The sequence below is a fragment of the Acidovorax sp. HMWF029 genome (assembly GCF_003060895.1).
Classification (GTDB): Bacteria; Pseudomonadota; Gammaproteobacteria; order Burkholderiales; family Burkholderiaceae_C; genus Acidovorax.
This window is the reverse complement of the sequence record NZ_QAIH01000225.1, coordinates 104,146-130,193: the sequence shown is the minus strand read 5'-3', so window position 1 is coordinate 130,193 and position 26,048 is coordinate 104,146. Positions and strand designations below refer to the sequence as shown.

General features: G+C 62.2%; 27 protein-coding genes and 1 tRNA gene. 10 read left to right on the top strand and 18 right to left on the bottom strand.

Features of this window, described 5'->3' with window-relative positions:
• Positions 1 to 63: 63 nt before the first annotated feature.
• Both DBR12_RS16350 and DBR12_RS16345 read left to right on the top strand, forming a co-directional pair.
• Entirely contained in the window at positions 64 to 936 is an 873-nt protein-coding gene (locus DBR12_RS16350) for an ATP-binding protein (protein ID WP_108618218.1), read from the top strand.
• The gene (locus tag DBR12_RS16345; protein ID WP_108618217.1) at positions 914 to 1,354 is read left to right on the top strand and encodes an NUDIX domain-containing protein; all 441 of its coding nucleotides are present in this window, start codon (positions 914 to 916) and stop codon (positions 1,352 to 1,354) included. The genes DBR12_RS16350 and DBR12_RS16345 overlap by 23 nt, the downstream gene beginning before the upstream one ends.
• 124 nt (positions 1,355 to 1,478) lie before the next feature.
• On the opposite strand, the gene DBR12_RS16340 is transcribed toward DBR12_RS16345, so the two are convergent.
• The 8 genes from DBR12_RS16340 to DBR12_RS16305 form a co-directional block, all read right to left on the bottom strand.
• The gene (locus DBR12_RS16340; protein ID WP_108618216.1) at positions 1,479 to 1,697 is read right to left on the bottom strand and encodes a DNA gyrase inhibitor YacG; all 219 of its coding nucleotides are present in this window, start codon (positions 1,695 to 1,697) and stop codon (positions 1,479 to 1,481) included.
• A gap of 65 nt (positions 1,698 to 1,762) precedes the next feature.
• The gene (zapD, locus tag DBR12_RS16335; protein WP_108618308.1) at positions 1,763 to 2,518 is read right to left on the bottom strand and encodes a cell division protein ZapD; all 756 of its coding nucleotides are present in this window, start codon (positions 2,516 to 2,518) and stop codon (positions 1,763 to 1,765) included.
• 29 nt (positions 2,519 to 2,547) lie between these two features.
• Complete coding sequence (gene coaE / locus DBR12_RS16330; protein ID WP_108618215.1) at positions 2,548 to 3,168, bottom strand: dephospho-CoA kinase; 621 nt, start codon at positions 3,166 to 3,168, stop codon at positions 2,548 to 2,550.
• Between the two features lie 13 nt (positions 3,169 to 3,181).
• Positions 3,182 to 4,054 (bottom strand): A24 family peptidase, encoded by an 873-nt coding sequence (locus DBR12_RS16325; RefSeq protein WP_108618214.1) that lies wholly within the window; start codon positions 4,052 to 4,054, stop codon positions 3,182 to 3,184.
• Positions 4,054 to 5,274, bottom strand: coding sequence for a type II secretion system F family protein (locus tag DBR12_RS16320; RefSeq protein ID WP_108618213.1), 1,221 nt, complete (start codon positions 5,272 to 5,274; stop codon positions 4,054 to 4,056). Before DBR12_RS16320 ends, DBR12_RS16325 begins: the two co-directional genes overlap by 1 nt.
• Before the next feature lie 20 nt (positions 5,275 to 5,294).
• The gene (gene pilB, locus DBR12_RS16315; protein WP_108618212.1) at positions 5,295 to 7,034 is read right to left on the bottom strand and encodes a type IV-A pilus assembly ATPase PilB; all 1,740 of its coding nucleotides are present in this window, start codon (positions 7,032 to 7,034) and stop codon (positions 5,295 to 5,297) included.
• Positions 7,035 to 7,160: 126 nt separating this feature from the next.
• Positions 7,161 to 7,237, bottom strand: a tRNA-Pro gene (locus tag DBR12_RS16310).
• A 39-nt stretch (positions 7,238 to 7,276) separates the two neighbouring features.
• Entirely contained in the window at positions 7,277 to 8,206 is a 930-nt protein-coding gene (locus tag DBR12_RS16305; protein WP_108618307.1) for a polyprenyl synthetase family protein, read from the bottom strand.
• Between the two features lie 227 nt (positions 8,207 to 8,433).
• On the opposite strand from DBR12_RS16305, the gene rplU reads away from it, so the two are divergent.
• The 4 genes from rplU (at position 8,434) to proB (ending at position 11,506) form a co-directional block, all read left to right on the top strand.
• Positions 8,434 to 8,745, top strand: coding sequence for a 50S ribosomal protein L21 (gene rplU / locus DBR12_RS16300; protein WP_005794184.1), 312 nt, complete (start codon positions 8,434 to 8,436; stop codon positions 8,743 to 8,745).
• A 16-nt stretch (positions 8,746 to 8,761) separates the two neighbouring features.
• Positions 8,762 to 9,019, top strand: a complete 258-nt coding sequence (rpmA, locus tag DBR12_RS16295; RefSeq protein WP_005794180.1) for a 50S ribosomal protein L27 — start codon at positions 8,762 to 8,764, stop codon at positions 9,017 to 9,019.
• A 177-nt stretch (positions 9,020 to 9,196) separates the two neighbouring features.
• Entirely contained in the window at positions 9,197 to 10,267 is a 1,071-nt protein-coding gene (gene cgtA / locus DBR12_RS16290) for an Obg family GTPase CgtA (RefSeq protein WP_108618211.1), read from the top strand.
• 96 nt (positions 10,268 to 10,363) lie between these two features.
• A complete protein-coding gene (proB, locus tag DBR12_RS16285) occupies positions 10,364 to 11,506 on the top strand; it encodes a glutamate 5-kinase (RefSeq protein ID WP_108618210.1) in 1,143 nt (380 codons plus the stop codon).
• Between the two features lie 99 nt (positions 11,507 to 11,605).
• Here proB and DBR12_RS16280 read toward each other — a convergent pair whose 3' ends face one another.
• A complete protein-coding gene (locus DBR12_RS16280) occupies positions 11,606 to 12,280 on the bottom strand; it encodes an RNA pyrophosphohydrolase (protein ID WP_108618209.1) in 675 nt (224 codons plus the stop codon).
• Between the two features lie 92 nt (positions 12,281 to 12,372).
• Here DBR12_RS16280 and DBR12_RS16275 point away from each other — a divergent pair, with 92 nt between their 5' ends.
• A complete protein-coding gene (locus tag DBR12_RS16275; protein WP_108618208.1) occupies positions 12,373 to 14,115 on the top strand; it encodes a proline--tRNA ligase in 1,743 nt (580 codons plus the stop codon).
• 2 nt (positions 14,116 to 14,117) lie between these two features.
• Positions 14,118 to 14,822 carry a lytic transglycosylase domain-containing protein gene (locus DBR12_RS16270; RefSeq protein ID WP_108618207.1) on the top strand — a complete coding sequence of 235 codons (705 nt, stop codon included), beginning with the start codon at positions 14,118 to 14,120 and terminating at the stop codon, positions 14,820 to 14,822.
• Positions 14,823 to 14,827: 5 nt separating this feature from the next.
• Here the strand turns inward: DBR12_RS16270 and DBR12_RS16265 are convergent, their stop codons facing one another.
• From DBR12_RS16265 to hemA, 6 genes are all read right to left on the bottom strand, one after another.
• The gene (locus tag DBR12_RS16265; RefSeq protein ID WP_108618206.1) at positions 14,828 to 16,153 is read right to left on the bottom strand and encodes a hemolysin family protein; all 1,326 of its coding nucleotides are present in this window, start codon (positions 16,151 to 16,153) and stop codon (positions 14,828 to 14,830) included.
• A 170-nt stretch (positions 16,154 to 16,323) separates the two neighbouring features.
• Positions 16,324 to 17,331 (bottom strand): AAA family ATPase, encoded by a 1,008-nt coding sequence (locus tag DBR12_RS16260; protein WP_108618205.1) that lies wholly within the window; start codon positions 17,329 to 17,331, stop codon positions 16,324 to 16,326.
• 154 nt (positions 17,332 to 17,485) lie between these two features.
• Positions 17,486 to 17,809 (bottom strand): Grx4 family monothiol glutaredoxin, encoded by a 324-nt coding sequence (gene grxD / locus DBR12_RS16255; protein WP_060984143.1) that lies wholly within the window; start codon positions 17,807 to 17,809, stop codon positions 17,486 to 17,488.
• Between the two features lie 332 nt (positions 17,810 to 18,141).
• The gene (prmC, locus tag DBR12_RS16250) at positions 18,142 to 18,993 is read right to left on the bottom strand and encodes a peptide chain release factor N(5)-glutamine methyltransferase (protein ID WP_108618204.1); all 852 of its coding nucleotides are present in this window, start codon (positions 18,991 to 18,993) and stop codon (positions 18,142 to 18,144) included.
• Positions 18,994 to 19,066: 73 nt separating this feature from the next.
• Positions 19,067 to 20,155: a peptide chain release factor 1 gene (prfA, locus tag DBR12_RS16245; RefSeq protein ID WP_108618203.1), complete on the bottom strand. Its 1,089-nt coding sequence runs from the start codon at positions 20,153 to 20,155 to the stop codon at positions 19,067 to 19,069.
• Positions 20,156 to 20,270: 115 nt separating this feature from the next.
• A complete protein-coding gene (hemA, locus tag DBR12_RS16240; RefSeq protein WP_108618202.1) occupies positions 20,271 to 21,602 on the bottom strand; it encodes a glutamyl-tRNA reductase in 1,332 nt (443 codons plus the stop codon).
• A gap of 71 nt (positions 21,603 to 21,673) precedes the next feature.
• Here hemA and DBR12_RS16235 point away from each other — a divergent pair, with 71 nt between their 5' ends.
• Positions 21,674 to 21,949, top strand: a complete 276-nt coding sequence (locus DBR12_RS16235) for a hypothetical protein (protein ID WP_108618201.1) — start codon at positions 21,674 to 21,676, stop codon at positions 21,947 to 21,949.
• Positions 21,950 to 22,111: 162 nt separating this feature from the next.
• Positions 22,112 to 23,086 (top strand): tripartite tricarboxylate transporter substrate binding protein, encoded by a 975-nt coding sequence (locus tag DBR12_RS16230; RefSeq protein ID WP_108618306.1) that lies wholly within the window; start codon positions 22,112 to 22,114, stop codon positions 23,084 to 23,086.
• 111 nt (positions 23,087 to 23,197) lie between these two features.
• On the opposite strand, the gene ugpQ is transcribed toward DBR12_RS16230, so the two are convergent.
• From ugpQ to ugpE, 3 genes are all read right to left on the bottom strand, one after another.
• Positions 23,198 to 23,941: a glycerophosphodiester phosphodiesterase gene (gene ugpQ / locus DBR12_RS16225; RefSeq protein WP_108618200.1), complete on the bottom strand. Its 744-nt coding sequence runs from the start codon at positions 23,939 to 23,941 to the stop codon at positions 23,198 to 23,200.
• A 178-nt stretch (positions 23,942 to 24,119) separates the two neighbouring features.
• Complete coding sequence (locus tag DBR12_RS16220; RefSeq protein ID WP_108618199.1) at positions 24,120 to 25,124, bottom strand: sn-glycerol-3-phosphate import ATP-binding protein UgpC; 1,005 nt, start codon at positions 25,122 to 25,124, stop codon at positions 24,120 to 24,122.
• Positions 25,125 to 25,195: 71 nt separating this feature from the next.
• Positions 25,196 to 26,047, bottom strand: coding sequence for a sn-glycerol-3-phosphate ABC transporter permease UgpE (gene ugpE, locus DBR12_RS16215; protein WP_108618198.1), 852 nt, complete (start codon positions 26,045 to 26,047; stop codon positions 25,196 to 25,198).
• Between the last annotated feature and the right edge of the window lies 1 nt (position 26,048).

The following is a 26,048-nucleotide window of genomic DNA, read 5'->3' as shown; positions in this document are numbered from 1 at the left end:
TTCACCGCAATACTCCTGATTTGATAGCTGCTGGCGCATGATGGACGCGCGGTAGATGCCAAAATGAACCAGAAATTTGAACATCTGATCGAGCGCGCCGAGCAGCTCATCGCCCGCATCGAATCCGTGCTGCCCCAGCCGCTCTCGGCGCCCGACTGGTCGGCCGCCATCGCCTGGCGCTACCGCAAGCGCAGCAGTGGCCATGGCACCCTGGAGCCGGTGCGCCATGTGGCCGCGATGGCGCTGGCGGACCTCAAAGAGATCGATCCCCAGAAGGAAAAGATCGAGCGCAACACGCAACAGTTTGTGCAAGGCAAGCCCGCCAACAACGTGCTGCTGACCGGCGCACGCGGCACCGGCAAGTCCTCGCTCATCAAGGCGTGTCTGAATGCCTATGCGGGGCAGGGCCTGCGCCTTATCGAAGTGGACAAGGCCGATCTGACCGATCTGCCCGACATCGTGGACGTGGTGTCTGCGCGGCCGGAGAAATTCATCGTCTTCTGCGATGACCTGAGCTTTGAAGATGGTGAGCCCGGCTACAAGGCGCTCAAGTCCATCCTCGACGGCTCGGTGGCCGCCGCTACGCCCAATGTGCTGATCTACGCCACGAGCAACCGGCGCCACCTGCTGCCGGAGTATATGAAGGAAAACCTCACCTACACCCACACCGAGGATGGCGAGGTGCATCCCGGCGAGGTGGTGGAAGAAAAAATTTCCCTGTCGGAGCGTTTTGGTCTGTGGGTGAGCTTCTACCCGTTCAGCCAGGAGGAGTACCTGACCATCACGGCGCAATGGCTGTCGTCGCTGGGCGTGCCTGCCTCTGCCATTGCAGCAGCTCGGCCCGAGGCGCTGGTCTGGGCGTTGGAACGGGGCTCGCGCAGCGGCCGCGTGGCCTACCAGTTTGCGCGCGACTATGCGGGGCGGCACAGTGGCTGAAACAACACGCAAGCACACCGAGGTGGCCGTGGGCATCCTGCTGCGCGAAGATGGCGCCATGCTGCTGTCCACCCGCCCGCCCGGCAAGCCGTACGCAGGCTACTGGGAGTTTCCGGGCGGCAAGCTGGAGGCGGGCGAGACGGTGGAAGAGGCGCTGCGCCGCGAGCTGATTGAGGAACTGGGCGTGACCATCGGGGCGGCCAGCGTCTGGAAGGTCACGGAGCACGACTATCCCCATGCCCTGGTGCGCCTGCACTGGTGCAAGGTCTGGGCATGGACGGGGGAGTTCGAGATGCGCGAAGGCCAGTCCATGGCCTGGCAGCAGATGCCGTTGACAGTGGCGCCTGTGCTGCCCGGCGCCTACCCTGTGCTGCAGTGGTTGGCTGAGGAGCGGGGCCTGGAGTTCACGCCCGAATAAGCCATTGCACCTGCTTTCGGCGCATTCGGTAGAAATAATTCGCTATTATTTTGATAGCTATAAAGGCTTTGCTGTCAGGCGAAGGCGGCCATATATGGCCGGTATTTTGGCTTGGCGCTGTATATCAGTGCTGTTGGCGCGGATCGCCATACTGCGCGTCTGCAGGCGGGGCTTCGGCGGGCATGCGGAAGTCCTCGCTGGCCCAGGCACCCAGATCGACCTGCTTGCAACGTTCGCTGCAAAAAGGGCGGTAGGCATTGGCAGGGCTGTACACGCTGTCGCCGCCACAGCTGGGGCAGACCACGGTGCGTGCAGCGGGTGTGGCGGATGTGGAGCGGGTCATGCTTGTGGGCGAATCAAGGTTGTGCGCACAAAGTCACCAGGATGGTTTACTGAAAGTACCCAGACTCAGGCGCACAGTGTGAGTTCGAACGCTGCGTCCTCGTTGCAGGCGTGAAGGCGACCGTCTCCTTCGAGTCGCATGAGTCGCACCGACACAATCAGGCGGTTGCCACTGATCTCGGGAATCAGGTTCAGGGCCGGGTCCATGCGCAGCCGCAGCAACTGGAAGGTGCGGCCTTGCGGCAGGTTCTGCTGGAACTGGCCACGCTCAGCCGCCACCTTCTGGGGCACACCCGAATCGCGCAACAGCTTGAGCAGCACATAAATCGATTCAGCCAGGGGCGCAAGTGTGGACGCCCATTGCTCCAGCGCCTGCTGCCGGACGTCTGGGGCATGGTGTTGCCACGCATAGTAGGCCGGCAGATCGAACCCGCAGGTGCCGCCGGGAATGCCGATGCGGCTGCGAATGCTCATCAGCCAGTCGTTCTCGGTCAGCGCATGGCCCGATTTCCCGTTCTGCCCATTCAGTGCGGTGAAGCACCGGTCGAGCTGTGCAATCACCGCGTCCAGTGCGGCCTCAGAGATGGAGGGGTTGCCGCGGTAGCCATCGAGCTGGTGCTTGTGCTTTTCAATGTCCTTGAGCACGTCCGACTTCAGGTCGGCACGGGCTGCCACGTCCATGATCTCGAAGATCGTGACCAAGGCAAAGTGGTGGTCGAGCGCATGGGTGCGGGGGATCAGCTCCCCCAACCGGCGGAACAACTGCTCAAGCCGCAGATAGGTTCTGAGACGCTCGTTAAAGGGGTATTCGTAAAGGATCACGCTGGCGGGTTCCTGGGGGCTCTTATGCATCATAGCCCGAACAAGGCGGCTGCCTGCCGCACCTGGGCCTGCAATGCGGGCAAGGTGCAATTGGGGCCGTTGGCAATCACGACATCGGCGGCCGCCCGGCGCTCGTGCCGGGTGGCTTGAGATGCAATGATGCCCCGTACCACGTCGGGGGCGAGGCCACTGCGGCGCATGACCCGCTCAATCTGGGTGTCGACAGGGCAGTCCACCACCACAACGGCATCCAGCTGCTGGACCCACCGGCCAGACTCCGTCAGCAGCGGAATATCGTGCACGATCAGGCGGGAGCCTGCCGCAATGGCCTGCTGTGTTTGCAAGATGCTTTGGCGGGTCACGAGCGGGTGCACGATGGCCTCCAGCTGCGCGCGTGCCTCTGGCTGACTAAAGGCGAGTTCGCGCATGCGTGTGCGGTCCAGCGCCCCCGAGGCATCCACGAAGGCCGCGCCGAATGCGCTGCGGATGGCGTCCATTGCGTCCCCGCCGCGGCCGGTGACCGCGCGAGCAATCTGGTCTGCGTCGATCATGGTGGCACCCAGCGAGGCGAACATGTCGCCCACGGTGCTTTTGCCACTCCCAATGCCGCCGGTCAGGCCCAGGCGCACCGGGCACCTTATGTTTGCCATGGTCGGGAAGGGGCTAGAGGCCCAGGAGATTCAACACGGTATTGAGGATGGCGTTGGGGCCAAACGCCATCGCGGTCAACCCAGCACCCACGAGGAAAGGGCCAAACGGTATGTAGCCCCCTTCGCGCAAGCTGCTGAAAATTTTCATTGCGATACCGACAATGGCGCCAATGATCGACGACATCAGAATGATAGGCACCAGTGCCTGCCATCCAAACCAGGCGCCGAGTGCGGCGAACAGCTTGAAGTCGCCATACCCCATGCCCTCCTTGCCCGTGGCCAGCTTGAAGCCCCAGTACACCAGCCACAAAGACAGGTACCCGGCAGCAGCTCCTGTCACGGACGCATGCAGCGGGACATTCGTCCAATGGAATGCCGCCGAGAGCAGGCCCGCCCAGAGCAAAGGCAGGGTGATGTCGTCCGGCAACAGGGTGGTGTCCCAGTCGATGAATGCCAAGGCCACGAGTGCGGCGGAAAATCCGCACCACGCAAAACCGGCGGGGGTCACTCCCCAACGGTATATGCAGAAGAAGAACAGTGCTCCTGTGAGCAGCTCGACCAGTGGGTACCGGGCGCGGATCGGTGTCTTGCAGGCCGAACAGCGGCCCCGCAAGAAGAGATAACTCAAGACGGGGACATTTTCATACCACCGCACCGCATGTCCGCAAGAGGGGCAGCGCGACCGCGGGGTCATTAGGTTGAAGGCCTCCTGCTTGTCCGCAGGAGGTTCTTTGTCTTGTTTCTCTGCCTCGAGCTGGGCCAGCTCCGCCGCCCATTGCTGCTCCATCATCTTGGGCAGCCGGTAAATCACAACGTTCAGGAAGCTGCCAATCAGCAAACCAATGACGCCACCCAAAGCGGCGCCCCACCAGACCTCGAACTCCATCACACGACCTGACCGAGCTTGAAGATGGGGAGATACATGGAAACAACGATTCCACCAATCAAGGTGCCCAGGAACACGATGATGATGGGCTCCATCAGGCTGGACAGGCCGGCCACCATGTCGTCCACTTCGGACTCGTAAAAGTCAGCCGCTTTGCCAAGCATGTGGTCAATGGAGCCGGATTCTTCCCCGATGGCACACATCTGCAGCACCATGGAGGGGAAGACGTTCGCATTGCCCATGGCAGCGGTCAGGCTGGTGCCGGTGGAGACTTCCTGCTGAATCTTGTCGGTGGCCAGGGAGTACACGGAGTTGCCTGCGGCCCCCCCGACCGAGTCCAGCGCCTCGACCAAGGGAACGCCCGCCGCAAACATAGTGGACAAGGTCCGGGTCCAGCGCGCAACGCAAGATTTGTCAATCAGCGCCCCAAAAACGGGCATGCGTAAAAGCAGTCGATCCATGAACATCTGCATCTTCTCGTTGCGGCGCCACGCCTGCATGAAGAAGAAAAAGCCGCCGCCTATGATGCCGAAGATCAGCCACCACCATTTGACGAAAATTTCGCTAACAGCCATCACAAAAAGCGTCGGGGCAGGCAAATCTGCGCCAAAGGATGTGAAAACTTCTTTGAAAGCTGGGATCACAAAAATCATGATCACTGTTACAACAACAAATGCAACAATGATCACGGATATCGGGTACATCAAGGCAGACTTGATTTTCGATTTGATGGCCTCGGTTTTTTCCATGTAGGTGGCGAGCCGATCCAAAAGCGCCTCCAAAATACCTGCAGCCTCCCCTGCCTCGACAAGGTTGCAGTAGAGGCTGTCAAAATACATCGGATATTTTCGGAAGGCTCCATTCAGCGATGTACCTGTCTCAATGTCCGCACGGATGTCATTGAGAAGTTTGGTAACACTGGTGTTGGTGTTGCCTCTCCCTACAATGTCGAAGGCTTGGAGCAGAGGAACCCCCGCCTTCATCATGGTTGCCAGTTGACGCGTGAACAAGGCGATATCTTTGGGCCTGATTTTTTTGCCAGAGCGCATTCGGCGCTTCTTGATTTTTGTCGGGAAAACACCTTGGCGTCGCAGGGTTGCCTGAACCTGGTTCTCGCCAACCGCACGGATTTCTCCTCGTACGATTTTCCCATTGCGATCCTTACCTTCCCATTCGAAGACGAAGTCTTGAATATCTCTCTTTGATGCTATGGTAGCCATACTGCCCTCATCAGTCGATGCTATTCGTTGGTAACAGCCAGAACTTCTTCGAGCGAAGTCAGTCCGAGCTTGGCCTTGTAGAGTCCGGATTCTCGCAGTGAGCGGACACCCTCAGTCCGCGCTTGTTCTGCGATTTCCAAGGCGCTTCCGTCGCGCAAAATAATGCGCTGTATTTCTTCGGAGATAGGCATAACCTGGTAAATGCCGAGCCGACCTTTATAGCCGTTGTTGCATGCCGAGCAGCCCACTGGGCGGTAGGTTACCCATGTGCCATCGAGTTCTTCCTCCTTGTAGCCAGCCTCCAGCAATGCTTCATGGGGGATGTCGGCGGGAGCCTTGCATACTGGGCAGAGTCTGCGCGCCAGCCGCTGTGCTGTGATCAAAATCACACTGGATGCGATGTTGAAGGGCGCAATGCCCATGTTGCGCATCCGTGTCAATGTCGTGGGCGCATCGTTGGTGTGCAGTGTGGATAGCACCAAGTGACCGGTCTGGGCGGCTTTGATCGAGATGTCGGCAGTTTCCAGATCCCGGATTTCCCCCACCATGATGATGTCGGGATCCTGACGGAGAAAGGATTTGAGGGCGACGGCAAATGTCAGGCCTGCTTTTTCATTCACATTGACCTGGTTGACGCCAGGCAAATTGATTTCAGAAGGGTCTTCAGCAGTCGCAATATTGACGCCTGGTTTGTTGAGTAGATTCAGACAGGTATAGAGAGAAACGGTCTTGCCAGATCCAGTCGGTCCAGTAACCAAAATCATGCCGTAGGGGCGACCAATCGCCTGAAGCAGGCGTTCCTTCTCTACGGGTTCGTAGCCCAGGGCGTCAATGCCCAGTTTGGCACTGCTCGGATCCAGAATGCGGATCACGATTTTTTCACCAAACAAGGTGGGCAACGTGCTCACGCGAAAATCAATGACCCTGTCTGGGCCTACCTTCAACTTCATCCGGCCATCTTGTGGAACCCGTTTTTCCGAGATATCCAGGCGCGAAATCACTTTGATGCGTGAGGCCAGCTTGTCCTTGATGGCGATAGGGGGGGAAGCTATTTCACGCAACTCCCCATCGATTCGGAAGCGCACACGATATTGGTGTTCGTAAGGTTCAAAATGCAAATCGGAAGCCCGCATGTTGAAAGCGTCCAGAAGCATCTTGTGAAGGAACTTGACGATGGGCGCGTCTTCGACTTCTGTAACGCCGGTATCCGCTTCCTCAGGGGCATCCTCAATGGGGACATCGTCGAACTCGAAATCACCACCTCCACCCACCAGTGTATCCATGGATTCAGTGGTCGATTTGGTGGTTTTTTCTACGAGGCGACTTAGCTTGTCATACTCTGCAATAATCCAATCCACACCCATCTGGGTCGTGAATTTGATTTTTTCCGCGGCTTCTTGGTCTGTGGGGTCTGCTGTGGCAACGATTAACCGGTTGTTGCGCTTGCTGAGTACAACAACTCGATAGGCTTGGCATATTTTGTTGTCCAGCAGTTCTTTGGGCAGACGCAATGGATCAATTGCATCCAGATCAAGCAGCGGAGCTCCAAAAACGGCCGATACCGTGTGTGCCAAATCAGCTGCAGATACCGCACCAGAGCCTGTCAATTCGGCGATAAAACTGGTGCGGCTGACTTGTGATTTTTTGTAAATATCCTCGGCTGACTTTTGCGTCAGTTTGCCGGCGGACATCAACGCCCGACCCAGTCCGGGGAGCGCGACTGCAGAGGCTTCTTTGGGGACAGTATCAACAGCGGCCATGAAACCGGTAATGTGTTAGGTGTGGAAAAGAAACCATCCTATCATCACCGATCGCGCGGGGGGTGTACAGCGCAGGATATTGGTAACTGCGCCACAAGCGGCGCGAATGTTTTTGGCCGAGATTTATGGTCGGGGTGAGAGGATTCGAACCTCCGGCCTCTACGTCCCGAACGTAGCGCTCTACCAGGCTAAGCTACACCCCGTTGATTGTGTGGCACCCGCTGACGGGTGTAATGCGCGGCTTAGTTGCGCCGTGCCAGCAATTGCGCTGCCAATTCTAGCAAGCCCTTTGAATGGGCATTTGCCGGGAGTTGCTCCGCGGCGGCAATGGCCCGGCGGGCCTCGGCGAATGCTGCTGCGCGCGTAACGTCCAGGGCGCCGGTGGCTCGGACAATTTGGATGATTTCGCTCAATTGCTCTGTTGATCCTTGCTCGATGGCTTGGCGAACAATGAGTGCTTGGCTTGGGGTGCCCCGCTCCATAGCTGCAATTAATGGAAGCGTGGACTTACCTTCCCGGAGGTCGTCACCCAGGTTTTTGCCCATTTCAGCGGCGTCGCCATCGTAGTCCAGGACGTCATCAATGATCTGAAAGGCTGTGCCCAGCGCCTGTCCGTAAGTGGCGCAAGCTTCCTCAATCTCGGGTGTGCTGTCGGCCAGCACGGCTCCAAGTCTGGCGCTGGCTTCGAACAGCTTTGCTGTTTTTGAGCGGATCACTCGAAGGTAGCCCGCCTCGTCCAGGGAGGCGTCGTGCATGTTCATGAGCTGAAGCACCTCGCCCTCGGCAATCACGTTGGTGGCTTCCGAGAGGATTTCCATGATCCGCATGCTTCCTGCTTCCACCATCATCTGGAAAGAGCGGGTATGCAGGAAGTCCCCCACGAGCACGCTAGCGGGATTGCCGAAGGTTTCGTTGGCCGTGGGGCGCCCCCGGCGCAGAGTCGATGCGTCCACCACGTCGTCGTGCAGCAGCGTGGCTGTGTGAATCAATTCGACCACCGCAGCAAGGCTGAACCGATGGGCGCCGCGATAGTTCAGGGCGCCGCACACCATGAGTAGCAGTGCTGGCCGCAGCCGCTTGCCGCCAGCTGCGATGATGTACTGCGATATTTGGGCGACCAGCGGCACGCTGGATGTCAGGCGCTGCTCAATGACCTTGTCGACCTCGTGCATGTCCTGGGCAACGAGCGTGAGGGGGGAGGCTGCGGGGGCGGTATGGTCAGTCAAGATGGCGGTCACAGAAAGTGCCCTGGATTATAGGAAGACCTGGGCAGGGTCCTTGCTGCATGATGGGCGAGCGTTGCGCTCGCCTTCAAGAGGGGTGGACCTACGATGGGTGATGCGCTATACTAGCGGGCTCTGCGGAAATTCGTCTGCGGAACTCATATCAAGAGGTCAACATGTACGCGGTCATAAAAACCGGCGGCAAGCAGTATCGCGTTGCTTCCGGCGAAAAAATTAAAGTAGAACAGATTGCTGCGGACGTAGGCCAGGAGATCGTGATCGACCAGGTTCTGGCTGTCGGCAACGGCGCTGAACTGAAGGTTGGTACTCCCCTGGTGTCCGGCGCAACCGTGAAAGCCACTGTGGTGGCGCACGGCAAGCACGACAAGGTGCACATCTTCAAGATGCGCCGTCGCAAGCACTATCAAAAACGCCAAGGCCATCGCCAGCAGTTCACTGAGCTGCAAATCGGTGCGATTGCCGCTTAAGCGAAGGAGCTGAGTCATGGCACAGAAAAAAGGCGGCGGCTCTACGCGAAACGGGCGCGACTCCAAGCCAAAGATGCTGGGTGTCAAGGCGTTCGGTGGTGAATTGATCAGCGCTGGCTCGATCATCGTGCGCCAACGTGGCACACGTTTCCACCCCGGCACCAACGTCGGCGTCGGCAAGGATCACACCTTGTTCGCCCTGGTGGACGGCCACGTGTCGTTTGGCACCAAGGGTGCATTGTCCAAGTCCACGGTCAACGTGACTCCCGCCTGAGGATTTTTCCTCCGGCAAGCAACGAAGCCCCGCTTTGCCGGGGCTTTGTTGTTTGGTTTGTACGGGTGGTTCTCGCATGCCATCTGCCTGCGGCGTCTGGAAGGCGTTCCGCTGTTCCGCCACAATCGGCGGTTGGCTGCCGGTTTGTCCGGCGCCCTTTTGTAAACTGGATATTCCATGAAGTTCGTCGATGAAGCCTTTATTGACATTGCAGCCGGTGACGGCGGCAATGGCTGCGTGTCGTTTCGGCACGAAAAATACAAGGAATTTGGCGGACCCAATGGCGGTGACGGGGGGCGGGGCGGGCATGTGTTTGCCGTTGCCGACCCCAACCTGAACACCCTGGTGGACTTTCGCTACTCGCGCCGGCACGAGGCCAAGCGTGGCGAACATGGCATGGGCTCGGACATGTTTGGCGCTGCCGGGGCCGACATCACCCTGAAAATGCCGGTAGGCACCATCATCACCGACGCGGAAACGGGTGAGGTGCTGTATGAGTTGCTCACTCCGGGCGAGGTGATCACCATCGCCAAGGGCGGCGATGGCGGGTTCGGCAACCTGCGCTTCAAGAGTGCCATCAACCGCGCGCCCCGCCAGAAAACGCCGGGCTGGCCGGGTGAAAAAAAGAACCTCAAGCTGGAACTGAAGGTGCTGGCCGATGTGGGCCTGCTGGGTATGCCGAATGCTGGCAAGTCCACCTTCATCACGGCGGTTTCCAATGCGCGGCCAAAGATTGCCGACTACCCATTCACCACCCTGCACCCGAATTTGGGTGTGGTGCGCGTGGGCCCCGAGCAAAGTTTTGTGGTGGCGGACATCCCCGGCCTGATCGAAGGCGCGTCGGAGGGGGCAGGGCTGGGCCACCAGTTTCTGCGCCATCTGCAGCGCACCCGCCTGTTGTTGCACATCGTGGATCTGGCGCCATTCGATGACGCGGTAGATCCGGTGGCACAGGCCAAGGCGATCGTCAACGAGCTGAAGAAGTACGACCAGCAGCTCTACAACAAACCCCGCTGGCTGGTACTGAACAAACTGGACATGGTGCCGGACGACGAGCGCGAGGCGCGTGTCAAAGACTTTGTGAAGCGCTTCAAGTGGAAGGGACCGGTGTTTGAGATTTCTGCGCTGACGCGTGAAGGCTGCGAGTCTCTGATCCATGCGATCTTCCGCCATGTGCAGTCGGAGCAGCGTACGGAGAACGAGCCGGTGGAAGTGGATCCTCGGTTTGCCGGAGACGCTCCCACCTGATGCAAGAGGTATCCGGGTCTTTTGCCTGATCGCTATAATTTTAATAGCTGCTAGCGCTTGATGGGTGGGCGGTGGCAGCCAAAAATGATTCAAACAATGGTTTCCAGCGTATTGCGAGATGCCCGCCGCATCGTGGTCAAGGTGGGCTCCAGCCTTGTGACCAATGAAGGCCGTGGCCTGGATGAAACGGCCATCGGTGAATGGAGCCGCCAGCTGGCGGCACTGGTGCGCGGCGATGGCGGGGTGGCGCGCGAGGTCGTGATGGTGTCCAGTGGTGCGATTGCCGAGGGCATGAAGCGCTTGGGCTGGACCACGCGCCCGCACGAAATCCACGAGTTGCAGGCCGCTGCCGCCGTGGGGCAGATGGGCTTGGCGCAAATGTACGAGACCAAGCTGCGCGAAGAGGGCATGGGCAGCGCCCAGGTGCTGCTTACCCACGCTGATCTGGCTGACCGCGAGCGCTACCTGAACGCGCGCTCCACCCTGCTCACGCTGCTGCGCTTGGGCGTGGTGCCAGTGATCAATGAGAACGACACGGTCGTCAACGACGAAATCAAGTTTGGCGACAACGACACCTTGGGGGCGCTGGTGGCCAATCTGGTCGAGGCTGACGCTCTGATCATCCTTACAGATCAGAAAGGGCTTTACACCGCCGACCCGCGCCGGGACCCCGCAGCACAATTCGTGCACGAAGCCAAGGCAGGGGACCTGGCGCTGGAGGCCATGGCCGGAGGGGCGGGGTCGAGCATCGGCAAGGGCGGCATGATCACCAAAATCCTGGCGGCCAAGCGCGCAGCAGGCTCGGGCGCGTCCACCGTGATCGCCTGGGGGCGGGAGCCCGATGTGCTGCTGCGCTTGGTCAGGGGTGAGCCTTTGGGGACCCTGCTAGTTGCACAAACCCAGAAAAAGCAAGCCCGTAAGCAATGGATGGCGGATCACCTCCAGCTGCGCGGCTCCGTTGTGGTGGATGCCGGGGCTGCCGCCAAGGTGCGCGATGAAGGCAAAAGCCTGCTGCCGATAGGCATGACGGCGGTGGAGGGGGATTTTTCGCGTGGCGATGTGATTGCCGTGCGGGATGCCTCCGGGGTCGAGATCGCGCGGGGCCTGGCCAACTATGCGGCAGCTGAGGCCCGCCTTCTGTGCCGCAAGCCTTCGACCGAGTTTGAAAAACTGCTGGGCTATGTGGCGGAGCCGGAGATGGTGCACCGCGACAATCTTGTTCTCGCAGCGAGCGCTTGACTCACGGACTGCTTTTCGTCTTTTCACTTTGGTGCGTTGTGCGCCCACCAACAAAAATGCCTGCTGATTGCAGGCATTTTTTGTTGGTGGGTGCGGATGTCAGCGAGGGATCGTGGTGAGTGGGGGAATCCCGTCCAGTTCACCCGGCATGCTGTTTTGCGGATCGGGGTCAAAACTGGCACCAGGGGGAAGTTCCATGCCCGGGTTGATCAGCATGGACCCCGTGCGGTACATGCTCGTCCCTGCATGTTCGCCTTCTCGTGTCCGCATGCCACTGCGCAAGTAGCGGTTGCGCTGCTCATGCCGAGGCAGGTAGCGCGCCAGTTCGGTCAGGGCCATTTCGTAGACCCCCCGCTTGAACTCGACCACCACGTCCAGGGGGACCCAATAGTCATTCCAGCGCCAGGCATCGAACTCTGGGTGGTTGGTCGCGCGGAGATTCAAGTCCCAGTCGTGGCCCACCAGTTGGAGCAGATACCAGATTTGTTTCTGGCCCTTGTAGTGTCCGCGCGCGTCGCGGCGGATGTACCGGTCAGGCACCTCATAGCGCAACCAGTCCCGGGTGCGGGCCACCACGCGCACGTGGTCAGGCAATAATCCCACCTCTTCGTGCAGTTCCCGGAACATGGCTTGCTCGGGCGTTTCGCCCCGGTCAATGCCACCCTGAGGAAACTGCCAGCTGTGGGTGCGTATGCGCTTGCCCCAGAACACCTGGTTTCTCTGGTTGAGCAGGATGATGCCGACGTTCGGCCGAAAGCCGTCCCGGTCAAGCATAATCAAACCCCAAATTTTTAAACTGTGTCCATTATGCACGGCGCTTAGCGCGCAGCAAGTGGGCCGCTCTGATCCGCCTGAAATCGATACCGATGAAAGCCTCCCAATTCTTTATCTCCACCCTCAAGGAAGCCCCGGCCGACGCAGAAGTGGTCAGCCACAAACTCATGATGCGGGCAGGGCTGATCAAGAAGCTGGGCGCGGGCATCTACAACTACATGCCCATGGGGCTCAAGGTGATCCGCAAGGTCGAGGCCATTGTGCGGGAAGAGATGAACCGCGCAGGCGCCGTAGAGTTGACCATGCCTGTGGTACAGCCCGCCGAGCTGTGGCAGGAAACCGGGCGGTTTGACAAGATGGGCCCTGAACTGCTGCGCATTCAGGATCGTCACGGGCGTGACTTCGTGGTGCAGCCAACCAGCGAAGAAGTGATCACTGACATCGCGCGCCAGGAGCTCAAGAGCTACAAGCAGTTGCCGAAGAATTTCTACCAGATCCAGACCAAGTTCCGCGACGAGCGCCGTCCCCGTTTCGGTCTGATGCGCGGCCGCGAGTTCATCATGAAGGATGCCTACAGCTTTGACCGTGACCAAGTGGCGGCCAAGGCAAGCTACCAGGTGATGGCCCAAGCCTACCGCCGCATTTTTGATCGCTTCGGCCTGACCTACCGCGCCGTGGCCGCCGACAGCGGCGCCATCGGTGGTGACCTGTCCGAAGAGTTCCAGGTGATCGCTGCCACGGGGGAGGACGCGATCGTCTATTGCCCACAGAGCGACTACGCCGCCAACATGGAAAAGGCTGAGGCCCTGGCGCCTGCAGGGCCGCGCGCCGCAGCCTCTCAGGCGCTGACCAAGACCGCAACTCCGGGCAAGAGTACCTGCGCCGAGGTGGCTGAGTTGCTGGGGGTACCCTTGAGCACCACAGTGAAGTCGCTGGTTCTGGCCACGGACGAAACCAACGAGACAGGTGAGATCGTCAAGAGCCAGGTCTGGCTGCTGCTGCTGCGCGGCGACCACGACATGAACGAGATCAAGGTCGGCAAGGTGCCTGGCCTGGCGGGCTTCCGCTTTGCCACGCTCTCCGAGATCGAGGACCATTTTGGCTGCAAGCCCGGCTACCTGGGGCCCATTGGCCTCAAGAAGCCGCTCAAGATCGTGGTGGACCGTGAAGTGGCCGTCATGGCCGACTGGATCTGCGGCGCCAACGAGGTGGATTTCCATATCACTGGCGTGAACTGGGGCCGCGACCTGCCTGAGCCCCATGCTGTGGCCGACCTGCGCAATGTGGTGGCGGGCGACCGTTCCCCCGATGGCAAGGGCGAGCTGGCTATTGAGCGCGGTATCGAAGTGGGCCATGTGTTCTACCTGGGTACCAAGTACAGCAAGGGTATGAACGCCACTTTCCTGGGTGACGACGGCAAGCCCGCGTTCTTCGAGATGGGTTGCTACGGCATCGGCGTCACGCGTCTGCCCGCCGCCGCCATCGAGCAAAACCATGACGAGCGCGGCATCATCTGGCCCGACGCGATCGCGCCCTTCACCGTGGTGGTCTGCCCCGTGGGCATGGACCGCAGCGAGGCCGTCAAGGCTGCGGCCGAGCAGCTTTATGCCGACCTGCTGGCAGCCGGTGTGGATGTGATCTTGGACGATCGTGGCGAGCGTCCCGGCGCCATGTTTGCCGACTGGGAGCTGATCGGTGTGCCGCACCGCGTGACCATTGGCGACAAGAGCCTCAAGGAAGGTGCGGTCGAGTACCAGCACCGCCGAGACACTGCCGCCACCAAGGTGGCGGTGGCCGACATTCTGGCCCATGTGAAGGGCCGCATGGTGGTATGAGCATGAGCAAGGAGCGGGGCGCCAACGCACCCCCCACGGCCCACACCGGTGCCGTGGCTGGGCTCTCGCGGCGCGCGTGCCTGCTGTCTGCAGCCTCGCTCGCGGCACCGGCAGCATGGCTGGCCGCACCGCAGGTGGCGCATGCGGGGGGGCAGCTTGAAGAGCCCCTGATGGATTCCGTGCGCACGGCGCTGAGTTCGGCAATTGCCAACCAGGCGCCGCCCGAGCCCGAGTTTTTCACCACCGAGGCCCGTCTGCACTACCTGCGCTGGCTGGGCACGCAGAGCGACAGGTTGCGTCGCCGCAAGCCCGAATGGGAGGTGCGGCGCGATTTTTTGCAGACGGTCTGGTACGAGTCCAAACGTGCGGGGCTGGATGTGTCGCTGGTCCTCGGGCTGATCCAGGTGGAGAGCGGCTTCCGCAAGTTTGCTGTCTCCAGCGTCGGCGCCCGGGGCTACATGCAGGTCATGCCGTTCTGGACGCGGGTGATTGGCGATGGTGATGCGGGCAAGCTGTTCCACATGCAAACCAACCTGCGCTTTGGGTGTGTGATCCTGCGCCACTACATCGACCGGGAGCGGGGTGATCTTTTCATGGCCCTGGGCCGCTACAACGGCAGCCGTGGTCGTTCCCCCTACCCGGATGCGGTGTTTGGCGCTCAACGCAATTGGGCCTTTATCGACAGGCCCACGGCGCCAGCCGCCTGACCGGGTCAGGCCTGACCCGCAGGCAGGCTGCTGCTACCGCCCCTAGGTGCCACGCGTGAGACCATGACCTGATCGATGCGATAGCTGTCCACATCCAGCACCTCGAACTTGTAGCCGCCCCAGCTCACACTGTCGGTGCGGCGCGGCACGCGGCGCAGCATCACCATCAGGAAACCCGCGAGGGTTTCGTATTCGCCGGTGTGGGGCAGCTCGTCCAGCGACAGTGCGCGCAACACGTCCTCGATGGGTGTAACGCCGTCGATGAGCCACGAGTCCTCGTCGCGCCGCACGATCTGCTCTTCGTCGGCGGGGCCCACCAGGTCACCCATCACGGTGCTCATTACGTCGTTCAGGGTCACCACCCCAACCACCAAGCTGTATTCGTTCACGATGACAGCAAAGTCCTCATGCACCTGGCGGAACTGCTCCAGCACCTCCGACAGGGTCAGTCGGTCCGGAACGATGAGCACCTTGCGCACCAGGCTATCGTCGGCCAGCGAAATCGGCTGATTGTTCAGAACGCGCTGGAACAGGTCTTTGGCGTCCACATAGCCCACCACATGGTCGATGTCGCCTTCGCACACGGGGTAGGTCGAGAAGGGTTCGGCCGCAATGCGCAGGCGGATGACGGAATCGGGCTCATCGCGCAGGAAGAATGCCACCCGGTCGCGGGGCGACATGGCGCTGGACACGGTGCGTGTGTCCAGCTCGAACACGTTGGTGATGACCTGCTGCTCCCGTGCAGCCAGCACCCCGGCACGCGCACCCGCTTCCATCATGGCCAGAATGTCGTCGGAGGTGATGCGGTCATCGCGCAGCGACGACAGCCCCAGCACACGGAAAAGCGCATCGGCGCCCCGGCTGTAGAACCACACCAGCGGACGCAGCAGCGTTGTGCACCAGGCCATGGGCTGCGCCAGGCGCACCACCAGCCGCTCGGGATCGGCCATGCCCAGGCGCTTGGGGAACAGGTCTGCAAACAGGATGAACAGCGAGGTGATAACGAGGAAGGACGCCAGGAAGCCGGCTTTTTCTGCCGTCGATTCAGACAGCCACAGGCCAAACAGCGCTGTGAAATGGGGGCTCAGCGCCCCTTCGCCAACGATACCGCCCAGGATGGCCACCGCGTTTTGCCCCACCTGCACCACCGTGAAATAGTCACCCGGCTGCTCTTGCATGCGCAGCACCCGGTCTGCACGCGCATCCCCTTCGTCGGCCATCTGCCGCAGGCGCAGGCGGCGTGCAGCGGCGAGCGAAATTTCGGCCATCGAAAAGAAGGCGCTGGCTGCAATCAGCAGCCCGATGACAAAGAGGCTTTGGGACAGGGTCATGAATGGCGACGGAGCGTGGCTCTGCGGCACACCGGAGGACAGAGTGTATCTGCGCGCTTTGTAGGCACATACCCCAGGCGTAGGCTCACCAGGGGCTCTGATCGGCTGTCGGAAGGGCGGCCTGCCGACCAGTCCTGCGGGTGATCGCAGGGCTGGCCGCCGGAGCCCGGCTACTGGACGAAGCCGATGCGGTTGCGCCCTGACGCCGCTTTCGGCAGGTCGGCAATCTCCACCGTCGAGCGTCTGTCCAGCCGCGCATTGCCAAAGCCCGTCATCAGCGCGCGCCGCATTTCGCGCGGCGGCATCTGGGCCAGGTGGTCCAGCACGTCATCCAGCGGTTCCGGGTCCAGCAGGCGGCCCCAGTCGTGGCCCGCGCGGATGCCAACGTACAGGTTGCGGGCGATGGTGCGTGCTTGCTCCAGCGTGGGTGCCTCCACCTCAAACACGTTCATGCGGTTCAGGATGGGGTCCGGGATGCCGCGCGTGTCGTTGGCCGTGGTGATCCAGATCACCTGGCTCGCGTCGATGGCCACCTCGGCAAACTCGTCGGTAAAGCTCTGGGCTGTGTCGTGTTCGAGCAGGCTGTACAGCGCGCCCAGCGGGTCGTACTGCGCATCGCAGCTGGCCTTGTCGATCTCGTCCACCACGATGACCGGGTTGGCATACTCGCCCTCCACCAGCGCCTCGAACACCTTGCCGGGGCGCGCACCCTTCCACTGTGCGGATGAGCCCGATAGCAGCCAGCCTGCGGTCATGGAGCTCATGGGCAGCAGGTTCATGCCCGTGCCCAGCAGCTCGGCCAGGTGGCGTGCAAAGTGCGTTTTGCCAATGCCGGGCGGGCCCAGCAGCAGCATGGGTGTGACCTCCAGGCCATCACTGCTGTCCTGCGCCAGCGCCACGTGGCGCTTCACATCGTCCAGCACCTCGGTGAAGTTGGGCAACTGCTCGTACAGGCTGACCATGTCGGGGATGCCCGAGGGCTTGACCTGAAAGCGCTCCGGGCCACGCTCCAGCATGCGTTCGTAGACGGTGCGCAGGGTTTCGTATTCGCGCTGGTTGCCCGACTCCTGCAGCCGCGCGAGCTTGCGCTCTACATCGCCTGGGTGGAACACGTTGCGCATCTGTGCCACCGGCAGACGCAGGGCGGGTGGCTGGGGAACAAGGCTATGGCTGGTCATTGCATGCTCCTTGTGATGGGGGTCACGCAATCATTCAAGCACACAACATGCCCGCAGCTCCATCGGAAAAGCACCCGATTGGTGCTTCTGTTGCGGGCAAACAAAAAGGCCGCCATGAGGCGGCCTGATTGGCTTGGGCGAATGGCCGTGTCGATCAGCCTTCGGTGCCCAGCACCTGCTTGAGTTCGCCCGACTCGTACATCTCCATCATGATGTCCGAGCCGCCGATGAACTCGCCCTTCACGTACAGCTGCGGGATGGTGGGCCAGTTGCTGTATTCCTTGATGCCCTGGCGGATGGCATCGTCTTCGAGCACGTTGACGGTGACCACGCTCTTGGGGTCCACGCCGCAGGCCTTCAGGATCTGGATGGCGCGGCCGGAAAAACCGCACATAGGAAAGCTGGCGCTGCCCTTCATGAACAGCAGGATGTCGCTGGATTTGACAAGGGCGTCGATGCGTTGTTGGGTGTCGCTCATGGGGAAAACTCCTGGTAAGGGCTGGCGGGCCAAGGGTTGCTGAGAGCCCGCGATGGGGTGGATTATTTCACTGTCTGCGTAAGGGCGTGTCACCCTTTTATTTCCTCACGCGAAAGCCATCCAGGCCGTGCAGTGCTAGGCGCCCTGAGTACCGTGTAGCTTTGGCTACACAAGCGAAGGGCAACGACGCATTGCGCGGCCTGGATGGCTTTCCCTGCGGGCTGGCTACGCAATGCGGCGTCTGCTTTGTCGGGCGGCTTGCCAATAGCCCGCTATTGGCTGCGCCACCCTTCGTGCATCCATCCGCATTGCGCAGCCAGCGCGTGGGGAAATTAAAGGGTGGCACGCCCTGATGGCCACAGTCCGCCCGAGCAACGCGCAATGCCGGCGAGGTCATTGCGGCTTTGCACCTGGACAAAGCCCTGGCTGGAAAGCAGCGCTTGTACTGCAGGCGCCTGGTCGTAGCCATGCTCCAGCAGCAGCCAGCCGCCCGGCCGCAGGTGGTTAGGGGCCTGGGCCACGATGGTGCGGATGTCATCCAGCCCATCGGTGCCGCTGGCCAGGGCTTGCAGGGGTTCGTGGGTGAGTGCGGCCAGGTGGGGGTCGGCGCTGGCGATGTAGGGGGGGTTGGAGACGATGGCATCAAAGACACCCTCCACCCCAGCCAGCCAGTTCGCTGGCTGAAACTGCACCTGCAAGCCCAGCCGCCGTGCGTTGGCTTGCGCCACGGCCAGCGCATCGGCGCTGGCGTCCACCGCTAGCACCTGGGCGTCGGTGCGTTGGCTTTGCAGGGCGAGCGCAATCGCGCCGCTGCCGGTGCCCAGGTCCAGCAGGCGTGGCGATGTGAGTGGTGTGACCACCTCCAGCGCCCAGTCCACCAGCGTTTCGGTGTCGGGGCGCGGGTCCAGCACACGCGCGTCCACTTGCAGGGGCAGGCCGTAGAACTCCTTGCGCCCCGTGAGGTAGGCCACCGGCTCGCCTGCCAGGCGGCGCTGGCACAGGGCGATGAACTGGCCGTGCGCGGCTTCGTCCATGGCGTCTGTGTCATGCGCCAGCAGCCAGGCGCGGCCCGCGTCGGGGCGGGCCAGGGTGTGCAGCAGCAGCAGTTGTGCGTCGATGCGTGCCAGGCCCAGCGTGTGGGCCTGTGCCAAGGCCTGGGCGAGGGTGGGTGTGGCGGAGTTCACTATGATTTTGATAGCTTGTTGGGCTTGATGGTCGCGCGCAGGTGCCCTTTTTTAATCAAGTTTTTTAAGGCATTCAGCCCGTGGCACCCATCTCCAGCTCCTCCAGCTGCTCGGCCTCGCGGGCATGGGCCAGGGCTTGCAGCACATCGCCCAGGTCGCCTTCCATCACGTACAGCAGCTTGTACAGCGTGAGGTTGATGCGGTGGTCGGTCAGCCGCCCCTGCGGGAAGTTGTAGGTGCGGATGCGGTCGCTGCGGTCGCCGCTGCCGATCAGGCCCTTGCGCAGCGCGGCCTCTTTGGCGGCGCGTTCGCTGCGCTCCTTTTCTTGAATGCGCGCCTGCAGCACCTGCAGCGCCTTGGCCTTGTTGCTGTGCTGGCTGCGGCCATCCTGGCACTCGGCCACGATTCCGGTGGGCAAGTGCACCACGCGCACGGCCGAGTCGGTCTTGTTGATGTGCTGGCCGCCCGCGCCGCTGGCGCGGAAGGTGTCGATGCGCAGGTCCGCCGGGTTCAGCGTGATGGCCTGGTGCTCGTCGGGCTCGGGCATCACGGCCACGGTGCAGGCGCTGGTGTGGATGCGGCCCTGCGTTTCGGTGGCGGGCACGCGCTGCACGCGGTGGCCACCGGATTCGAATTTCAGTGCGCCGTACACATGGTCACCCTCCACGCGCAGCACGATTTCCTTGTAGCCGCCCAGCTCGCTTTCGTTGGCGCTCATCACCTCCACCTTCCAGCCCTGGGTGGCGGCGTAGCGGGTGTACATGCGGGTCAAGTCGCCTGCGAACAGGGCCGATTCGTCGCCGCCCGTGCCCGCGCGGATTTCGACAAAGGCGTTGCGCGCGTCGTCCGGGTCCTTGGGCAGCAGCAGGCGCTGCAGCTCGTCTTCCAACTGCACCAGCTCGGCCTCGGCACCGGTTAATTCTTCCTGCGCCATTTCTGCCATGTCGGGGTCGGCCAGCATCTCGCGGGCACCGGCCAGGTCGGCCTCGCGCTGCTGGTAGCGGGCATAGCGGCCAGCCACCTGGGTGACTTCAGCGTGCTCGACAGAGATGCGGCGGTACTGCGCCATGTCGCTCATGATGTCTTCGCGCGAGAGCAAAAAGTCCAGCTCGCCCAGGCGCTGTGCATAGCGCTCCAGTTGGCTTCGGAGGAAGGGTTTCATGGAATTCTGAAAAAATGAGGTGCTACAAATCTGGTAGCTTTTGGCGCTTGTGTATCAGGCGCCAGGGGCCGATTTGGCTTGAAATCGGGGCGGGCGAGGGAGCGGGCGAGCGCCGCTACAGCCCGTTGCTGTTGGGGGTCTTGCTCTGTGCGCGCAGGAACAGGCGCGAGACAGTTTGCGCCGTTTGGGCGCGCATCTCGGCGTCGCCCGCGCGCAACTCGGCCAGGGTGCCGTGCAGCATTTTTTGGGTGAGGCCACGCGAGAGGGCTTCGAGCACGGCATCCATGTCTTCGCCCTTGGCCAGCAGCTTCTTGGCGCGTGCGATCTCGGCGGCGCGCCACTCGTCTGCCTGGGCGTTGAGCTGCTGGATCAGCGGCACCACGCCCCCCGCAGCGGTGGCGGGGCTGCGCAGCTCCATCCAGTGCATGAAGCTCTGCACGCCCGCGTCGATGATCGCCTCGGCCTGCGCCACAGCGGCCTGGCGGTTGGCCTGTGCGGTTTGCACCACGGTGGCCAGATCGTCCACGGTGTACAGGTACACGTCGCCCAGGGCTTTCACTTCGGGCTCGATGTCGCGTGGCACAGCCAAATCCACCATGAAGATTGGGCGGTGGCGGCGCTTCTTGAGTGCGCGCTCTACAGCGCCCAGTCCGATGATAGGCAGGCTGCTGGCGGTGCAGCTGATGACGGCGTCGAACTCGTGCAGGCGCTCGGGCAGGTCGGCCAGGCGCATCACTTCGCCGCCAAAGCGGGTGGCGAGCTTTTCGCCGCGCTCCAGGGTGCGGTTGGCAATCGCGATGGCTTTGGGGTTCTTGGCGGCAAAGTGCGTGGCGCACAGCTCGATCATCTCGCCCGCGCCCACAAACAGCACCTTGATCTCGGTGAGGTCTTCAAACAACTGGCTGGCCAGGCGCACGGCGGCTGCCGCCATGCTGATGCTGTGGGCGCCAATCTCGGTGCTGCTGCGCACTTCCTTGGCTACGGCAAAGCTGCGCTGGAAGAGCTGGTTGAGCGTGGTGCCCAGGGCACCGGCCGTTTCGGCGGCGCGCACGGCGTCTTTCATCTGGCCCAGGATCTGGGCCTCGCCCAGCACCATCGAATCAAGCCCGCTGGCCACGCGGAAGGCATGGCGGGCGACGAGGCTGTCTTCGAGGGTGTAAGAGTGTGAACGCAGCAGCGCGGGGCTCACGCCGCCGCTGTGGGCCAGCCAGCCCAGCGTGTGGTCCATGGCTGGCTGGTCGCCAGCGCAGTAAATCTCGGTGCGGTTGCAGGTGGAGATGATGGCCGTTTCCACCCCAGGGTGGCGGCTGGCACCGCCGCCAGTGTTGCCCAGTGATTGGCGCAAGCCATGCAACGTGGGCGCAATCTGGTCGAGCGCAAACGCGAACCGGCCGCGCAGATCGAGCGGCGCGGTGGTGTGGTTGATGCCGAGGGCCCAGACTGCCATAAGCGCCAATTATAAAATTGTTGTCCTGGACAGGTAGCCTTGCTTGTTCATGCCTTGATTTGGGTCAATTCATGGGTCCCCTCGACATCCTCAACCACCTGCTGAACTTCACGTCGCCCGCCGCCTTTGTGGCCCTGCTGCTGGTGCTGGGCGGGCGCCTGTTGGGCGCCAAGGGAGGGGCACTGTCGGGTTGGCGCCAGTGGGTGTTGGTGTTTGTGGTGGGACTGGTGGTGCTGGCAGCCGGGTTGGTGCTGTGGGGGCGTGATGGCAAGATGCTGTCCTATGCTGCGCTGGTGGTGGCCACCGCCACCTGCCAATGGGTGCTGGTGCGGGGCTGGAAGGGCTGATTGCCCTGCGCGCCCAGCGTAGTCTGTGGCCGCGAATGTGTTTTCACAGGCCAATGCCGATGAAAATCGCAGCATGGCCCATGGGCCCGCGCAATGCGCGCCCCCGGGTGTATCTTTCCCCTTCCCACACACAACCCTGGAGACACAACAATGAAATCGAAGATGGCACTGAAAACCTGCTGGGCCCTCGCTGCGGGCCTGTTGTTTTCGGTGGCAGCGTCCGCACAGACTGCTGCCGGTTTTCCTTCCAAGCCCGTGCGCATCGTGGTCGGCTTCCCGGCGGGTGGCCCGCTCGACCAGCATGCGCGCCTGTTGTCCGACCGGCTGCAGGCCGTGCTGGGCCAGCCGGTGGTGATGGATTACAAGGCGGGCGCGGGCGGCACGGTGGGTGCGCAGGATGTGATGAAGGCCCCTGCCGACGGCCACACCCTGATGCTTGCCAACACCGGCGTGATGGTGATCAACCCGGCGCTGTACAGCCGCCTGCCCTACGCCACGCTCAAGGATTTCACGCCGATTGCGCGCACCGCCATGCAGCCGCTGGCGCTGCTGGTAAACCCCAGCGTGCCGGCCAAGAACCTGCAGGAATTCATGGCCTATGCCAAGTCGCGCCCAGGACAGGTCAACTTTGGCTCCGCAGGCAATGGCGGCATCAGCCATCTGGTGCCCGAGATGTTCAAGACCGCCACGGGCTTGTTCATGGTGCACATCCCCTACCGGGGGAGCGCGCCTGCGTTCACTGATCTCATGGGCGGGCAGGTGCAGTTCATGGCCGAGAGCATTCCGCAGGCGGCCGCGTACCACAAGCAAGGCAAGGTGCGCGCCCTGGCCGTGACCAGCCGCGCGCGCAACCCCGCGCTGCCCGATGTGCCCACGGTGATCGAAAGTGGCATCAAGGACTTCGAGGTGGTGGGCTTCTATGGCTTTCTGGCCCCGGCAGGCACGCCCAAGGACGTGGTCGCCAAGCTCAGTGACGCTTTCAGCCAGGTGATGCAGTCGCCCGACGTGAAAAGCCGCATGGTCAGCCAGGGGGCCGACCCGGCGTTTCTGGGTGCGGAGGATTTCGCGAAGTTCCTCGCCGCCGAGATGCCGCGCTGGGCGGATGCAGTGAAGAAGTCGGGCGCGAAGCTGGACTGACCCCCTGAGGCGCTGCGCGCCTTGCCCCTGCGAGGAGGACGCCACCCCTGGCCCGGCCAAGCCGGTGCCACGGTGGCGCTGGCTCAGGGCGGGGTGGTTTGAAGATGCGCCCTACGGCGTGGCGGGCGAGAAGAAGTCCACGCGGTCGGTGATGATGCCGTCCGTACCCAGCGCGATGAGGCGCTGCGCCGCCCAGTCGTCGTTCACCGTGTAGCTCAGCGTACGCATGCCCATGCCGTGGACTTGGGCCACCAGGGCCTGGTCCCACAGTGCGTGGTTGCACACGATGGCCACACAGCCGAGCGCCTGCGCCTTGTCAAAGCACCCATCCCACAGCGCGTCGATAAGCAGAGCGCGGGGCAGGTGGGGCGCGGTGGCCATGGCGCCCGCCAGCGCCTCGGGCTTGAACGACGAGAACAAGGGCGGCACGGTTTGCCCTTGCCACAGCCGTGCAGCGGTTTCACCCACCACGCGGCCGGTAACTTCTTCCTGCCCCGGCGTGGGCTTGATCTCGATGTTCAGCAGGAATCCGTTGGCGATGCAGTAACGCGCCAGATTCTCTAGTGTAGGCAGGGGTTCGCCCGCGTGGCTGCGGGAATGCCAGCTGCCCGCGTCCAGTTGGGCGAGCTGGCTCCAGGGCAGGTCGCCGCCGGAGCCGCGGCCATTGGTCGTGCGGTTGAGCGTGGCATCGTGCATAAGAAAAGGCACGCCATCGCTGCTGAGCTTGGCGTCACACTCGAACATGCGGTAGCCGTGCTGTGCGCCCAGGCGGAACGCGGCCAGGGTGTTTTCGGGTGCCAGCTTGCCAGCGCCTCGGTGGGCGATCCAGCGGGGGTAGGGCCAGGGTGTGGTCATGGGGTTCTTCTTTCGGCTTCGCCGCAGCTTTTGACAGGGGTGTGATCAAAGACCTGTGCCACCATGGCATAGGCCTTTCCTGCTCATCGGTGGCTTCCCTTTTCCCCTTTCCACTTCCCGGCACAGCCGAGAAGTGGGTCATGGGGCGTTGGGGCGCGGCGCAACCGCTCGGGGCGGCTTACTTTCTTTTTCCGGTGGTCGCGTCAAACGCGTGCAGGCGGTCGGCGCGCGGCTGTACATGGATCACGGAATCGGGTTCGGGGGAGTGGGTGCCTTCTTCCACGCGCACGATGATCTGCTCGCCATTGATACGGCCATAGATCAGGCGCTCGGCGCCCAGCAGCTCCACGGTTTCCACCGTCACGGCCCAGCCTTCGCTGCGCACGTCCAGGTGCTCGGGGCGTATGCCCAAGATGGTGCCGGGCTGTGCGCCAGGGGCATTCTTGAGCAGGTTCATCGGCGGCGAGCCGATAAAGCTGGCCACGAAGGTGGTGGCAGGCGTGTGGTAGACCTCTTCGGGCGTGCCGAACTGTTCCATGTTGCCTGCGTTCATCACGATCATGCGCTGGGCCAGCGTCATGGCCTCAACCTGGTCGTGGGTGACAAACAGGCTGGTGATGCCCAGTTCGCGGTGCAGCTTCTGTATTTCGAGGCGGGTCTGGGCGCGCAGCTTGGCGTCCAGGTTGGACAGCGGTTCGTCGAACAGGAACACCTGGGGTTGGCGCACGATGGCGCGGCCCATGGCCACGCGCTGGCGCTGGCCGCCGGACAGCTCGCGGGGCTTGCGCTCCAGCAGGTGGCCCAGCTCGAGGATCTTGGCGGCTTTGTCCACACGCGCTTTGATCTCCTCCTTGGGCACCTTGGCGATCTTCAGGCCGTAGGCCATGTTCTCGAAGTTCGTCATGTGGGGGTAGAGCGCATAGTTCTGGAACACCATCGCGATGTCGCGTTGGGCGGGTTCCAGGTCGTTCACCACACGGTCGCCGATGCGCAACTCGCCGCCGGAGATTTCTTCCAGGCCCGCGACCATGCGCAGCAGCGTGGATTTTCCGCAGCCGGAGGGGCCCACGATCACGACGAATTCACCGTCCTTGATCTCGGCGTTCACGCCATGGATGACCTGGTTTGCCTTGGGGCCGTGCCCGTAGCGCTTGATGATGTTGCGAAGAGAGAGAGATGCCATTTTGCTATTAAATTAGTAGCTGCTAACGCAGATGGATAGGGCGGTAGGGGCTTGTCTGGCTTGTGTTTTTGTCACTTTTCCGTATCCACCAGGCCCTTGACGAACCAGCGCTGCATGACCACGACCACAAAGGCCGGGGGCAGCATGGCCAAGAGGGCCGTGGCCATCACGATGTTCCACTCGTTGCCTGCGTCGCCGCCGGCAATCATGCGCTTGATGCCGATCACCACAGGGTACATGTCTTCCGAGGTCGTCACGAGCAGCGGCCACAGGTACTGGTTCCAGCCGTAGATGAACTGGATCACGAACAGCGCTGCAATGGACGTGCGCGACAGCGGAACCAGGATGTCCTTGAAGAAACGCATGGGGCCTGCGCCGTCCACACGCGCGGCTTCTACCAGCTCGTCCGGCACGGTCAGGAAGAACTGGCGGAACAGGAAGGTGGCCGTGGCCGAGGCGATCAGCGGCACTGTGAGGCCCGCGTAGGTATTGAGCATGCCCAGGTTGGAGACGACCTCGTAGGTGGGGCCGATGCGCACTTCCACGGGCAGCATCAGGGTGATGAAGATCAGCCAGAAGCAGATGCCCTTGAAGGGGAAGCGGAAGTACACGATGGCAAACGCCGACAGCAGCGAGATCGCGATCTTGCCCACGGTGATGACAATGGCGGTGACAAAACTCACCCACATCATGCGCGCCACGGGCGCGGTGGAGCCCGCGCCCGAGCCGCCGCCAAACAGCGTGTCGTGGTAGGTCTGCCAGAAGTTGCCGCCGGGCACCATGGGCATGGGCACCTGCACGATGTCCTGCGCCGTGTGGGTGGAGGCCACAAAAGCCAGGTACAGCGGGAAGCCGACGATGATCACGCCCAGCACCATGATGAGGTGCGAGAACGCGGTGAGATAGGGACTACGTTCAACCATT

What these genes read in the sequence shown, in the direction of transcription:
- DBR12_RS16350 (WP_108618218.1), top strand. Translation starts at nt 64, where the DNA reads ATGAACCAGAAATTTGAACATCTGATCGAGCGCGCCGAGCAGCTCATC.
- DBR12_RS16345 (WP_108618217.1), top strand. Translation starts at nt 914, where the DNA reads ATGCGGGGCGGCACAGTGGCTGAAACAACACGCAAGCACACCGAGGTG.
- DBR12_RS16340 (WP_108618216.1), bottom strand. Translation starts at nt 1,697, where the DNA reads ATGACCCGCTCCACATCCGCCACACCCGCTGCACGCACCGTGGTCTGC.
- coaE (WP_108618215.1), bottom strand. Translation starts at nt 3,168, where the DNA reads ATGGCAAACATAAGGTGCCCGGTGCGCCTGGGCCTGACCGGCGGCATT.
- DBR12_RS16325 (WP_108618214.1), bottom strand. Translation starts at nt 4,054, where the DNA reads ATGGAGTTCGAGGTCTGGTGGGGCGCCGCTTTGGGTGGCGTCATTGGT.
- DBR12_RS16320 (WP_108618213.1), bottom strand. Translation starts at nt 5,274, where the DNA reads ATGGCTACCATAGCATCAAAGAGAGATATTCAAGACTTCGTCTTCGAA.
- pilB (WP_108618212.1), bottom strand. Translation starts at nt 7,034, where the DNA reads ATGGCCGCTGTTGATACTGTCCCCAAAGAAGCCTCTGCAGTCGCGCTC.
- DBR12_RS16305 (WP_108618307.1), bottom strand. Translation starts at nt 8,206, where the DNA reads ATGCACGAGGTCGACAAGGTCATTGAGCAGCGCCTGACATCCAGCGTG.
- rplU (WP_005794184.1), top strand. Translation starts at nt 8,434, where the DNA reads ATGTACGCGGTCATAAAAACCGGCGGCAAGCAGTATCGCGTTGCTTCC.
- rpmA (WP_005794180.1), top strand. Translation starts at nt 8,762, where the DNA reads ATGGCACAGAAAAAAGGCGGCGGCTCTACGCGAAACGGGCGCGACTCC.
- cgtA (WP_108618211.1), top strand. Translation starts at nt 9,197, where the DNA reads ATGAAGTTCGTCGATGAAGCCTTTATTGACATTGCAGCCGGTGACGGC.
- proB (WP_108618210.1), top strand. Translation starts at nt 10,364, where the DNA reads ATGGTTTCCAGCGTATTGCGAGATGCCCGCCGCATCGTGGTCAAGGTG.
- DBR12_RS16280 (WP_108618209.1), bottom strand. Translation starts at nt 12,280, where the DNA reads ATGCTTGACCGGGACGGCTTTCGGCCGAACGTCGGCATCATCCTGCTC.
- DBR12_RS16275 (WP_108618208.1), top strand. Translation starts at nt 12,373, where the DNA reads ATGAAAGCCTCCCAATTCTTTATCTCCACCCTCAAGGAAGCCCCGGCC.
- DBR12_RS16270 (WP_108618207.1), top strand. Translation starts at nt 14,118, where the DNA reads ATGAGCAAGGAGCGGGGCGCCAACGCACCCCCCACGGCCCACACCGGT.
- DBR12_RS16265 (WP_108618206.1), bottom strand. Translation starts at nt 16,153, where the DNA reads ATGACCCTGTCCCAAAGCCTCTTTGTCATCGGGCTGCTGATTGCAGCC.
- DBR12_RS16260 (WP_108618205.1), bottom strand. Translation starts at nt 17,331, where the DNA reads ATGACCAGCCATAGCCTTGTTCCCCAGCCACCCGCCCTGCGTCTGCCG.
- grxD (WP_060984143.1), bottom strand. Translation starts at nt 17,809, where the DNA reads ATGAGCGACACCCAACAACGCATCGACGCCCTTGTCAAATCCAGCGAC.
- prfA (WP_108618203.1), bottom strand. Translation starts at nt 20,155, where the DNA reads ATGAAACCCTTCCTCCGAAGCCAACTGGAGCGCTATGCACAGCGCCTG.
- hemA (WP_108618202.1), bottom strand. Translation starts at nt 21,602, where the DNA reads ATGGCAGTCTGGGCCCTCGGCATCAACCACACCACCGCGCCGCTCGAT.
- DBR12_RS16235 (WP_108618201.1), top strand. Translation starts at nt 21,674, where the DNA reads ATGGGTCCCCTCGACATCCTCAACCACCTGCTGAACTTCACGTCGCCC.
- DBR12_RS16230 (WP_108618306.1), top strand. Translation starts at nt 22,112, where the DNA reads ATGGCACTGAAAACCTGCTGGGCCCTCGCTGCGGGCCTGTTGTTTTCG.
- ugpQ (WP_108618200.1), bottom strand. Translation starts at nt 23,941, where the DNA reads ATGACCACACCCTGGCCCTACCCCCGCTGGATCGCCCACCGAGGCGCT.
- DBR12_RS16220 (WP_108618199.1), bottom strand. Translation starts at nt 25,124, where the DNA reads ATGGCATCTCTCTCTCTTCGCAACATCATCAAGCGCTACGGGCACGGC.
- ugpE (WP_108618198.1), bottom strand. Translation starts at nt 26,047, where the DNA reads ATGGTTGAACGTAGTCCCTATCTCACCGCGTTCTCGCACCTCATCATG.